12 protein-coding genes are annotated in these 11,914 nt (G+C 62.7%); 6 read left to right on the top strand and 6 right to left on the bottom strand.

Annotated elements, in window-relative coordinates; translation table 11 throughout:
- The coding region (locus tag A2J01_RS36205; RefSeq protein WP_197494133.1) for a hypothetical protein at positions 1-111 on the bottom strand (111 nt) is incomplete at its 3' end.
- Between the two features lie 98 nt (positions 112-209).
- The gene (locus tag A2J01_RS01020) at positions 210-845 is read right to left on the bottom strand and encodes a lipoprotein (RefSeq protein ID WP_007726888.1); all 636 of its coding nucleotides are present in this window, start codon (positions 843-845) and stop codon (positions 210-212) included.
- Positions 846-1,110: 265 nt separating this feature from the next.
- On the opposite strand from A2J01_RS01020, the gene carD reads away from it, so the two are divergent.
- Genes carD through rlmB form a run of 5 tightly spaced genes read left to right on the top strand, consistent with a single transcriptional unit; the run spans position 1,111 to position 5,177 of the window.
- On the top strand, positions 1,111-1,599 hold the full coding sequence (carD, locus tag A2J01_RS01015; protein ID WP_003945666.1) for an RNA polymerase-binding transcription factor CarD: 489 nt from the start codon (positions 1,111-1,113) through the stop codon (positions 1,597-1,599).
- A gap of 22 nt (positions 1,600-1,621) precedes the next feature.
- Entirely contained in the window at positions 1,622-2,320 is a 699-nt protein-coding gene (gene ispD, locus A2J01_RS01010) for a 2-C-methyl-D-erythritol 4-phosphate cytidylyltransferase (protein ID WP_082900769.1), read from the top strand.
- Complete coding sequence (gene ispF / locus A2J01_RS01005; protein ID WP_047269647.1) at positions 2,321-2,797, top strand: 2-C-methyl-D-erythritol 2,4-cyclodiphosphate synthase; 477 nt, start codon at positions 2,321-2,323, stop codon at positions 2,795-2,797.
- Between the two features lie 11 nt (positions 2,798-2,808).
- A complete protein-coding gene (gene cysS / locus A2J01_RS01000) occupies positions 2,809-4,203 on the top strand; it encodes a cysteine--tRNA ligase (RefSeq protein ID WP_064111529.1) in 1,395 nt (464 codons plus the stop codon).
- A gap of 2 nt (positions 4,204-4,205) precedes the next feature.
- Entirely contained in the window at positions 4,206-5,177 is a 972-nt protein-coding gene (gene rlmB / locus A2J01_RS00995; protein ID WP_003945749.1) for a 23S rRNA (guanosine(2251)-2'-O)-methyltransferase RlmB, read from the top strand.
- Between the two features lie 34 nt (positions 5,178-5,211).
- Here the strand turns inward: rlmB and A2J01_RS00990 are convergent, their stop codons facing one another.
- Positions 5,212-6,993, bottom strand: coding sequence for an ABC transporter ATP-binding protein (locus A2J01_RS00990; protein ID WP_064111527.1), 1,782 nt, complete (start codon positions 6,991-6,993; stop codon positions 5,212-5,214).
- Positions 6,990-8,618 carry an ABC transporter transmembrane domain-containing protein gene (locus tag A2J01_RS00985; protein WP_047269644.1) on the bottom strand — a complete coding sequence of 543 codons (1,629 nt, stop codon included), beginning with the start codon at positions 8,616-8,618 and terminating at the stop codon, positions 6,990-6,992. Before A2J01_RS00985 ends, A2J01_RS00990 begins: the two co-directional genes overlap by 4 nt.
- Positions 8,619-8,818: 200 nt before the next feature.
- On the opposite strand from A2J01_RS00985, the gene A2J01_RS00980 reads away from it, so the two are divergent.
- Complete coding sequence (locus A2J01_RS00980) at positions 8,819-9,808, top strand: iron-siderophore ABC transporter substrate-binding protein (RefSeq protein WP_003945426.1); 990 nt, start codon at positions 8,819-8,821, stop codon at positions 9,806-9,808.
- 4 nt (positions 9,809-9,812) lie between these two features.
- Here the strand turns inward: A2J01_RS00980 and A2J01_RS00975 are convergent, their stop codons facing one another.
- Together A2J01_RS00975 and A2J01_RS00970 are read right to left on the bottom strand one after the other, a co-directional pair.
- Positions 9,813-10,610: a helix-turn-helix domain-containing protein gene (locus A2J01_RS00975; protein WP_031332820.1), complete on the bottom strand. Its 798-nt coding sequence runs from the start codon at positions 10,608-10,610 to the stop codon at positions 9,813-9,815.
- 180 nt (positions 10,611-10,790) lie between these two features.
- Complete coding sequence (locus A2J01_RS00970) at positions 10,791-11,510, bottom strand: hypothetical protein (RefSeq protein ID WP_003945935.1); 720 nt, start codon at positions 11,508-11,510, stop codon at positions 10,791-10,793.
- Positions 11,511-11,914: the final 404 nt, after the last annotated feature.

Genomic DNA, 11,914 nt, shown 5'->3' with positions numbered 1-11,914 from the left:
GGCGACCTCGGTCATCGAGCCCCACGAATCGCAGTCCGGACATCTACCGACCCACTTGGGCACTACCGACTGGCATTCGGAGCAGCGGTAGTTCGATTTCACTTTGGCCACCGGGACAGACTAGAGGCGGGGTCCGACATGGACCCCGCCTCTAGTGTGATTCTGAAGTTGTTCTGCGAGGCGCATTGTGCGCCTTGATGATTCGAGGCTCAGTGCCCAGCTTCTGCAACGTCGGGCGACTTGTCCGACTCGTTGCGCTCGAGCTGCGGGCCTGCGTCGACAGGTACGTCGACGGTGACCGATCCGGCCTTCTCGAACTTGAAGGTGATCGGGACGGTCAAGCCGGGGCGAACCCCTGCCTTGATGTCCTGCAGAACGACGAGAGAGAGCGCAGCGGGTGCGTCGTCGTTCTCTTCGTTGTTCTTGATCTGGGTCTCGGCCTCGGTCGCGGCGCCTTCGCCTGCGGGCAACTGACCGGCCTGCAGCGACGTCTGCGGCTTGATCGTCAAGCCACCTACCTCTTCACCTGCGATGACGCGTGCTGCGTAATCGGTGGTGATGCTGACGAGCTTGTCCGTGGTCTCGGCGCTGTCGTTCACGACGGTGAACGCGAGCACGGCGTTGCCGCCCGGCTCGATGCTGTACTCCTCGGACGAGGGGTAAGCGATGTGCACGTTGCGCAGTGCGATCTCACCGAGGTCGGCGCTGTTGCCGTTCACGGCGGCCTGCTGGACGGCGGTCTGGCTCACCTGTCCGGAACCGCAAGCGGACAGCGCGATGGCTGCGCCTGCAGCCAGTGCAATGGCGGTAGCGACTCGACGAGTCGGCTTACGGATAGCAGTCACGATTTGTCCTCCACGGCGTCAGGTTCGCACTCCACTAGGCAGAGTAGTAGATAAGGTCCCGCGGGCCGGCCGTCGGGTCGCCACAACGGTTGTCTGCGTGGGCTTTCAGTCCGTTACGCAGGGGTGCTCCAGACCAGTTGAATGCACGTACAACAAGCCCTGTCAACCCCTACGCTCGAGCAAGGATGCCCCTGACCTGCACAGTTGATGAGTGGTCGGTTCTTTCACGTGTTAAACTAGTGGAATCGAAAGGGGCACGGGACACATGATTTTCAAGGTCGGAGACACCGTCGTATACCCCCATCACGGTGCGGCGCTGATCGAAGCTATCGAAACCCGCACCATCAAGGGTGAGCAGAAGGAGTACCTGGTTCTGAAGGTCGCTCAAGGCGATCTCACAGTACGGGTTCCTGCAGACAACGCAGAGTACGTCGGAGTTCGTGACGTGGTCGGCCAAGAAGGCCTCGACAAGGTTTTCCAGGTTCTGCGAGCACCGCACACCGAAGAGCCCACCAACTGGTCTCGTCGATACAAGGCAAATCTCGAGAAGCTTGCCTCAGGTGACGTGAACAAGGTTGCAGAAGTTGTTCGTGACCTGTGGCGTCGTGAGCAGGACCGCGGACTTTCCGCTGGTGAGAAGCGCATGCTCGCCAAGGCTCGTCAGATTCTCGTCGGAGAGCTCGCGCTCGCCGAGGGCACTGACACCGAGAAGGCAGAGACCATTCTCGACGAGGTCCTCGCGGCCGCGTCCTGACTGCAACACAACAAAGCTGACAGTGGCAGTAGTAGCCCTGGTACCTGCCGCAGGTCGGGGAGTGCGATTGGGCGAGAAATTGCCCAAGGCATTTGTCGAACTCGGTGGGTGCACCATGCTTGCACGCGCGGTCGATGGACTCCGGAAATCCGGAGCGATCGACCGCGTTGTTGTCATTGTGCCGCCTGAACTGGTCGAATCCGTCGTAGCCGACCTCGGTCGTGCAGCGGACGTCGACGTCGTCGGCGGTGGTGCCGAAAGAACCGATTCGGTTCGAGCCGGCCTCAGTGCTGCCGGCGACGCAGATTTTGTACTCGTGCACGATGCCGCACGGGCATTGACACCGCCGGCGTTGATCGCGCGCGTCGTCGACACTCTCCGAGCCGGCAGCTCCGCTGTTATCCCGGTACTTGCGGTTACCGACACGATCAAGTCGGTCGACGTACTCGGCGCAGTCACCGGTACGCCTCTGCGTTCGGAGTTGCGTGCGGTTCAAACTCCCCAAGGATTCTCCACCGACGTCCTGCGCAGTGCGTACGACGCCGGTGACGTCGCCGCGACCGACGACGCCGCTCTGGTCGAGCGTCTCGGTGTTTCGGTGCAGACGATTCCCGGCGACGCCCTCGCCTTCAAGATCACCACTCCGCTCGACCTGGTCCTTGCACGGGCGCTCCTGAGCTCGGAGACAGCGTTGAGTGCGGATTCACAGGACGGAAATTAGATGCGCGTCGGTCTCGGCACGGATGTTCATCCCATCGAGGTCGGTCGTCCTTGCTGGATGGCCGGGTTGCTGTTCGAGGAAGCAGACGGGTGCTCGGGCCATTCGGACGGCGACGTCGCCGTCCACGCGCTGTGTGACGCGTTGCTCTCTGCGGCGGGCCTCGGTGACCTCGGTTCGGTTTTCGGCACCGGCAGGCCCGAATGGGACGGCGTGAGCGGCGCTCGAATGCTTGCCGAGGTTCGCCGACTGCTCGAAGAGAACCAGTTCGCCGTCGGCAACGCCGCGGTGCAGGTCATCGGAAACCGTCCGAAGATCGGGCCACGTCGCGACGAGGCACAGAAGGTGCTCTCGGACATTCTCGGCGCGCCTGTTTCGGTGTCCGCGACCACCACGGACGGCCTCGGCTTGACCGGTCGCGGCGAGGGGATCGCCGCCATGGCCACCGCGTTGGTCATGACAACCGAACACGACAGGTAAGATCGCTGGTCGTGACCCTGCGCCTATACGACACCAGTACGCGGGCCCTTCGGGATTTTGTTCCGTTGGCCCCCGGACATGCATCGGTGTACCTGTGTGGGGCGACAGTTCAGGGCGATCCTCACATCGGACACGTTCGTAGCGGCGTCGCTTTCGACGTGCTGCGACGCTGGCTGTTGGCGCACGGCAACGACGTTGCCTTCGTGCGCAACGTGACGGACATCGACGACAAGATTCTCAACAAGGCCGCCGGCGCCGGTCGACCTTGGTGGGAGTGGGCGGCGACGTTCGAGCGGTCGTTCACGTGGGCCTACGACCAACTGGGTGTGCTGCCGCCGTCCATCGAGCCGCGGGCCACCGGTCACGTGACGCAGATGGTCGAGATGATGGAACGCCTGATCGAGAACGGCCACGCGTACGCGGCGGGCGGCGACGTCTACTTCGACGTGCAGAGCTACCCCGAGTACGGCGCACTGTCCGGCCACAAACTCGACGACGTTCATCAGGGCGAGAGTGCGGCCGAGGGCAAGCGCGATCCTCGCGACTTCACCCTCTGGAAGGCCGTCAAGCCCGGTGAGCCCTCGTGGCCGACACCGTGGGGACCCGGCCGTCCGGGCTGGCACCTCGAGTGCTCGGCCATGGCGGAGTTCTATCTCGGGGCGGCATTCGACATCCATTGTGGTGGACGCGATCTCGTCTTTCCGCACCACGAGAACGAAATTGCGCAGGCCAAGTGCGCCGGCGACGATTTCGCTCAGTACTGGTTGCACAACGGCTGGGTCACGATGAGTGGCGAGAAGATGTCCAAGTCGTTGGGCAACGTTCTCTCGGTGCCGAACGTGCTCAAGAAGGTTCGTCCGCAAGAACTTCGGTACTACCTCGGTAGTGCGCACTACCGTTCCAATCTCGAGTACTCGGACGAGGCGTTGGACGAAAGTGCGAAGTCCTACCAGGGGCTCGAGTCGTTCGTCCTGCGCACACACAAGCGTGCGGGCGGCGTCGAACTCGGTACGTGGACCGAAGGTTTCGCGGCGGCTCTCGACAACGACTTGTCGGTGCCGATCGCGTTGGCCGAGATTCACGGCAAGGCGAGCGAGGGTAATTCCGCGCTCGCTGCCGGTGATCTCGACGCGGCTCGGGTGGCTGCCGGCCAGGTGCGGGCCATGCTCGCGATCCTGGGCGTCGACCCACTCGACGAGCATTGGACGCAGTCCGGTGGCGACACCGAGACGGCAATGGAAGCTTTGGACGTGTTGGTGCGGGCCGATCTCGATCGTCGGCAGCAGGCACGTACGGAAAAGAACTGGGCGGTGGCGGACGAGGTTCGCGATCGCCTCATCAAGGCGGGTATCGAAGTAACCGATACTCCCGACGGACCCGAATGGTCCCTTAAGGCAGGGCAGTAACAATGGCTGGAAACTCGAGCAGGCGCGGCGCAGTCCGTAAGGGCGGCACCAAGAAGGGCCAGGTTGCCGGTTCCGGCGGTAAGCACCGTCGCGGTCTCGAAGGGCGTGGCGCTACGCCGCCCGCCGAGGCACGCACCAAGCATCCCGCGGCAAAGCGTGCAGCGCGCGCCGCACGTGCCGACGAGAAGCAGGGCCGCGGTGGCCGTCCGGGTCCGGGCCGCAAGGTTCTCGACGGTCCCGAGACAGTGCTCGGACGCAACCCGGTGGTCGAGTGCCTACGCGCCGGCGTTCCGGCGACTGCACTGTGGGTCGCCGTCGGCACCGAGAGCGACGATCGACTGAAGGAATCCGTTCAGCTCGCTGCGGATGCCGGCATCTCGATCCTCGAGGTCCCCCGCACCGATCTGGATCGCCTCAGCGCCAACGGTCTTCACCAGGGCATCGCCCTGCAGGTTCCGCCGTACCGCTACGCGCACCCGGACGATCTTCTCTCGGAGGCACGCAAGCATGCCGAGCCGCCGCTGCTCGTCGCGCTGGACAACATCACCGATCCCCGCAACCTGGGTGCCGTCGTGCGCTCGGTCGCAGCTTTCGGTGGACACGGCGTCGTGATTCCGGAGCGTCGTAGCGCGAGCGTGAGTGCTGTCGCTTGGCGTACCAGCGCCGGCGCTGCCGCTCGTTTGCCGATTGCTCGGGCAACCAACCTCACCCGCACGCTCAAGGACTGGGCATCGAAGGGTGTTCAGGTCGTCGGTCTCGACGCCGAGGGCGACACCACTCTCGACGATTTCGACGGCAGCGGTCCCGTTGTGATCGTGGTCGGTTCCGAGGGCAAGGGCCTTTCGCGCCTCGTCCGCGAGAACTGCGACGCGATCCTGTCGATTCCGATGGCCGGTCCGGTCGAGTCGCTCAACGCCTCGGTTGCCGCCGGAGTCGTCCTGGCGGACATCGCCCGCAGGCGTCGTAGCAGCTGAGTTGTAACGGCTTTCGGGTGAGTCTGGCGGGGTTCTAGCTCCGCACCGACCAGGCTTCCCACAGTGCAGCGTAGGAACCGTCCGCGCCGATCAGTTCGTCATGTGTCCCGCTCTCGACTACGCGGCCACCGCTCATGACGAGTATGCGATCGGCGCGGACTGCTTGGCTCAGCCGGTGTGCGATCACCACGGCGGTCCTGCCGGTGACTGCGAGCTCGGCTGCCTGATCGAGTAGACCGGCTGCGGTGGTTCCGGCTTCGGCAGTCGCCTCGTCGAGGATGACGACGGGAGGATCGAGCAGAGCCAGTCGGACGAGGGCTATGTGCTGTGCCTGCGCCGCCGTCAACTGGTACCCACCGGCCCCGACCCTGGTCTCGAGTCCGTCCGGAAGTTCATGAATCCATTGAGCTTTCATCGTGTCGACGGCTTCGGCGATCTTCGCATCGTCCGAATCTGGTGCACACAACCGGAGATCGTCGGCGATCGTCCCGACGAACACGTGAACTTCCTGGCTGACGAGGACGACTTCGTGCCGAAGTTCGGCATCACTCAGGTCGTCAATCAGTGTGCCGTCGACGGTGATTCGCCCGTCCCCGACGGGAATGATGCCGGCAATCAGTTTGGCGAGCGTGGTCTTTCCGGCGCCGCTGCTTCCGACGACGGCGATTCGTTCCCCCGGTGCGATCGAGATCGAGATCGAATCGATCACCGGGGTGGAGTTGTCGTACGAGTAGGAAACCCGGTCCACCTCGACGCCGATGGGTTCGGACCGAGCCGAGGCAGGAATGCTCGTGGGCCGCCCGGGCATCGCGGTGACTCCGATCAGGCGAGCCAGGCTGGCACCCGCATCCTGCAATTCGTCGATGTTCGAGAGAAATACCGCGATGGGGCTGAACAGACTGTGGAAGTAGAGGGCGGCGGCGGTAGCGGCCCCGATGGACACCGAGTCTGTGGTCACGAGCCAGTAGCCGACGCTCAGGACGGCGGCCAGTCCGAGCAGTTCGGCGCCGTTGAGTTGGGCGAAGAAGTTGGTGCGCAGGCGAACTGCCTGCATGTCGAAGCTGATGGCATGCTCGGAGGTCTCGGCGATTCGGTCGATGTGCTCGTCTGTTCGCCGCAGGGCAGTGACAGTGCCTGCGCCTCCGAGAGTTTCGATGAGCTGTTGTCCCCGCCTGGCCTGCGCAGCGCGAGAGCGTCGGTAGACGGGTCCGGAGCGTCGGAGGAAATGACGAAGAGCGAAATAGTGAATCGGCGCAACGGCAACGATTGCCACGGTGAAGCGCCAATCGATCACTCCCACACCGACAAGCGTCAGTGAAATCATGAACAGGGCAGACACGGTGGCGGGTAGTACTCGCGCGATGACGGTGTTTACCGCTTCGACGTCGCCCGAGACCCGGGAAATCAGATCACCGGTTCCGGCATCCTCGACCAGTGACGACGGCTGCGCGAGGGTGGCGGCGAACACGTCCTCACGAAGATCGGCCAGCACGTTCTGCGCGACGTTCGCCAGAAGCTGTGTGCTCCACCAGGTCAGCGCAACCCCTGCTGCCGCTGCGCCGAGCATGAACGCGGTGATACGCAGGAGTGAGGCAAACGGTTTGCCCTCCGTGACCGCATCGACCATGAGTCCGAGCAGTGCCGGGGTGGACAGGCCGCAGGCCGTAGCAGAGAGAAGCACGACGGTCGTGAGTGCGAGCGCTCGCTTGCGTGGCCGAAGCAGTGCGATCAATGCGCGGACGGTCTGCTTGGTCGACGCGATCGGCAGGGCAGATACAACCGGAACAGCAGATGCATCCGGAAGGGTATCGGTCACAGCGACTCTCCCTCCCGAACGCCGTGGTCGATCGTGACGACACGGTCACACGAATGGAGCAGGGTCGGGCTCGAGGTGATCACCAGAATGGCCTTGTCGGGGAAGTTTCTCAGCGAGTGTGCAATTCGATGCTCGGTGACAGAGTCCACGGAAGTGGTGGGTTCGTGGAGGACCAGGATCGGCTGGGGTTGATGGAGAGCGCGGGCGAGGAGAAGGCGTTGGCGTTGACCTCCGGAGAGTTTTTTTCCTTGCTCGCCTACCTCGGAGAGGTGGCCGTCGGGCAGATGCGTCAACACGTCGTCGAGCGCAGATGACGTCATTGCCGACGAGTCGACGTTCGGTGCAGCCAGATTGTCGAAGACGGTGCCGGTGAACACGGTTCCTTCATGGGCGGAGACGAACACCTGATCACGAACTCCGTCCGGGCCGAGGTCGGTTGCATCGGTGCCGAATACGAAGTAAGAGTCGGGGGCGAGCGGGGTCTGATAGGCGAGTTGTCGTGCCAGTCGGTCGGCGGAATCATCAGCGCGCACACCCACCACTTCTCCGCGGCGAGCTGAGACGACGGTTCCGTTGTCCGCCGAAATCAATAGGGCGTCTTCAGTTCTGGCAGGTTCGGTCGCGGCCGTGGGGGTCAGCGATTCGATCAGGTGTGGCTCGGCCAACAGTTCGGACAGTCTGCGCGCGGAACCTCGCTTGGCAGCGAGTTCGGCACCGAAGAACCCCAGCGTTTCCATCGGACCGGCAATCACTCTGCTCAAGCCGACAACGGTGACGAAGTTGCCCACGGTGATCGTGCCTTGATGCGCCATCCACGCGGCTCCAAGCGCAACCGAAGCCAGCACCAACGCGGAGACCCCGGAATTGAGCGCGGTCAGGCTGGACATTGCTCTGACCGTCCGGATCGCTGCCTTCATCGACTCCCGGCTCGCGTTGACGTATCGCGACAGGGCGGTGGGTTCAGCCCCGAAACCCTTCAGTACCCGCAGTCCCAGCGTGAAATCCGTTGCAAGCATGCCTGCCTCGGCTGCCTTCTTCTGCTCTGCATACACGCGCTCGTCCAACGGACCGCTGATCTTGTGGATGAATATGAGCTGCGCAGCGGTGATGAGTACGACGATCAGTGCGAGCGGCCACGAAACGAAGGCAAGCGAAATCACTGCCGCGGCGAGCCCCGCAAATGCCGAGCCCTGTTCGGCGACAACCCAGGAGAAGCCCGAGACGTGTGAGGCATCCGAGGTAGAGATGGTGAGAACTTCACCGGTCGAACGCTGAGCTTTCATCCCCCTGGCATCGAGTACTCGTCTGGCAGCATTCAGTCGTAGGTCGTGTTCGCCGTAGACGAAGACCTGCGTGTTCAGGCGAACTGCGATGCGCCACGACAGAGCGAGTCCCACGAACAGAGCACACAGCACCGCAAGCCACACGAGAAGTGCTGTGCTGTCGGACTTTCCGATTGCCCGGTCGACGACGGTGCCGATCAGCACCGGGATGAGGGCTTGAGCTACCTGATACGACGCCTGCCCGGTGACGGCTGCAACCAGTCGCGGGCCGCGTCCGGAGGAGAATGATCCGACTCGGATCATCTCCATCGGACCGGAACGAGTTTCGGGCAGCGCTGACACTCGTGAAACTCCTCGCCCAGATCTGAACACTCGTTGTGCAGTTCTACGGTAGAGCCGGTGCGAGTGCGGAAAGTGCTCGCAGATGCCAAGGGCTACGCGGCAGCGGCCAGATGGAGTATCGACACCCCATTACCGGGATCGGGTCTCGATATACCTGGCTGGTCGAAACAAAGTACGTTTGCGAAGAGAGCTGACAGAAGATGAAGAGCACTACCCGAATAGTGGCTGCGTTGGCCGCGATTGCCCTGCTCGCAGGCTGCCAGAGCAGCACCGAGTCAACAGCGTCGGAGGGCACGACGCAGTTGGCCGAGGCCGGCGCGCTGCCGGTCACCGTTGATCACGCGTACGGGTCGACCACCATCGAGACCGAACCTCAGCGGATCGTGACTATCGGCTGGAACAGCCAGGATTCGGTCCTCGCACTGGGCAAGACACCCGTCGCCATGGAGTCGTTCAGTGGGGCAGGCTTGGAGAACGGCATCCTGCCGTGGGACGAAGAATTGTTGGGCGATGTCGAACCCACGTTGCTCGACAGCACGTCCGGTGTGCCGTTCGAGCAGATCCTGGCGTTGGAGCCGGACGTGATCATCGCAGTGGTCTCGGGAATCACCGAAGACGACTATGCACGTCTTTCCCAGATCGCACCCACCATTCCGTTCAAGGAGACCGCATGGGCGACCACGTGGCAGGAACAGTTGTCGACCATCGGATCAGTACTCGGCCAACCGAAGCGGGCTGCCGAGCTGATCGAGGAAACTGACGATTCCATAGCCGACCTGGCTGCCGGATCCCCCAATCTGAACGGGAAAACCTTGACCTTCCTCTCGGGAAACATCGACGGCCTCACCAATTACTGCGCTGACGACGGCCGAGTCATCCTGATGTCCCAGCTCGGACTGAAGCAGTCGGCCGGAAGCGCAGAGCTGTGCGGCGACACCCAGGGGTCGGTGACTGCATCGCGCGAACAGTACAACGAACTGGACGCGGACGTGATCGTGCTCAACGACGCGAGTGGTCAGGGGCTACCCGGATTGATGGGGGACAAGTTGTTTGCCGACCTGCCGGCAGTCAAGGACGGCAGGCTGATTCAGCAGCTCGGTCTGGCGCGAGTCATGGCCTTGGCGTCACCCACGTCGCTGAGCGTCAAATATGCTTTCGCGGAACTGGTCTCGAAGATGAACGGGTTCTGACCAGTTAGGCTGACAACTCGCACGCGTCCGAGTAGTAGTTCTTCGGTGTGCGTCCGGTGACCTTGCGGAACACGCTGGTGAAGGCGCTGGGGGTTTCGTATCCGACGCGACGGCTTACCGTCGAAACAGGAACGCCCGCAGCGAGATAGGACATCGCAGCGCGGACGCGAACTTGAATTCGCCACTCGGTGAAGGACATCCCCGTGCCTTGAGAGAACACGCGGCTCAGGGTGCGGGGGCTTCCGCCGACCACGTAGGCCCAATCGGCAAGCCCGCGTTGATCGGCGGGGTCGGCGATCAGGCGGCGTGCGACGGCGAGGGCCCGGGGATCGGCGGGCATCGGTACTGCGACATCAGCCGCCTCGATGGGCGCGAGCGTGTCGAAGACTACGGATTCGGCGCGCAAGCGAGCCTCGGTAGGCATATTTCGCTGGTGCAGATGGATGAGCATCGTCTTGACGACGTCGTCGATGCCGATGATCGCGGGTTTTGTCCACGGGTGGGGGAACGACTCGGGCCGGAAATAGGTGAAACGAGCCTCGGTGGATGCGCCGAGCGTGATGCGCCGTGGAGTTCCAGCCGGAATCCACATGCCGACCGTCGGTGGTATCTGCCAACGAACGTCGTCGATGTACGCGCTCATCTCGCCGGAAGCGCCCCAGAGGAGTTCGTGTTCGGGATGGCGGATCTCACGCCACGCGCGCTTCTGATCACGCCCGATGGTGGACGTCGTCATCGAGAAGGGGAGCGGAACGTACCGGCCTGCCGGCACAGCCCAGTACGGAAATCCTGTGGAACTCATCGGTGGATCATACCGCGAATGACTTAGGTAATGCTTTCCTATTTGGTTCTTTGATGCAGGCGCGACGGAGTGTGATCGCCACAAAAGATCGAGGGTGGCACCGAGTCCGAAGACTCGATGCCACCCTCGAACACATTCCCCGACGGAGTGTTTACAGGTGGAGCAGGCGGAGCGAGTGAATCAGCTGCCGTTGGCCAGGACACCGCTGATGATGTCGGAGATGAAGCCGGCCGGGTTGTCGAGGATGGAGGATCCGGCCGAACCGGTTCCGCCCTCGCCGTCAGAAGAGCCGAAGCCCAGATCTGCCGAGCCCGATGCGGCCGCCTCGCCGGGGTTCTTGGCGCGGATCTTGGCGTAGACGCCGCTGATGTTCTGTTCGGTATTGAACGTCGAGATACCGATCGAGCTCGACATTTCCTGGTACGAGCCGATCGGTGCATCGTCGGCGACGAGGTACTGCGCCTCGATCGTCACGGTCTTGCTTCCGGTGGGTGAGATCAGCCAGCCGGTGCTGGGCACATTCACGGTTCGGGCGGCAGTGTCAACCGAAGGCGTGACGGATTCGGTCTTCTGACCGCCGATCAAGTGCCACGCGTTGACCGTTGCCGTGCCCTGGATGTACTTGAACGTGGCGGGGTAGCGGTCGACGAACTGGTCGACGTAACGCTCGGGGTGGCCTGTTGTGGAGATGACCGTGCGCACGGTGACTTTGCCGCCGGGTGCAACTTCGCCGTCGCCCACGATGCTCTTGGTGATTCGGACGTTGGAGGAGTTGACCGTTGCCGCGGACGGGTGGGTGGCATCGGCGCTCGCGGTGCCTGCGGTCATCACGAGTCCGCTGGTGGCAAGTGCAGCGATTGCGATTCCGGTGAGTGTTTTGCGCATTGAAAAACGTGACATGAAATTCTCCGTTCGAGGGGTTCACGCTGACGGCGATGGGATGACTCTTCAAAGGTTGCGCCGCGGTAACCATTGAAACCTATCGGACGCTTGCCTATGTATCAGTTCGGCAGAATTTGCGGAAAAGTCCGAATTAAGAGGACCTTTTCGGTGTCGATTGCCTGCCGTTAACTGATTGTCGACTATTTCGACGAAAAGCTGGGCGAATGTCCAGGTCGACTGTATCGTACTTCGAGAGTCGGGTTGCAACAAGTTCCAGTAATCAATGAATTCGGTTGTCCTGGAACCACACAGAGTGGAGATTGTTCGTGGCAAAGTTTGGATCCAGGAATCGTAGTCTGTTCACCGTTGGAGCTGGTTTGGGGGTGATTGCTCTTGCTGTGGGTGCAAGCGCGCTGGGTGCG

The organism is Rhodococcus sp. EPR-134, assembly GCF_001647205.1.
GTDB lineage: Bacteria > Actinomycetota > Actinomycetes > Mycobacteriales > Mycobacteriaceae > Rhodococcus_F > Rhodococcus_F qingshengii.
This window is presented reverse-complemented; position numbering and strand designations above follow the sequence as displayed.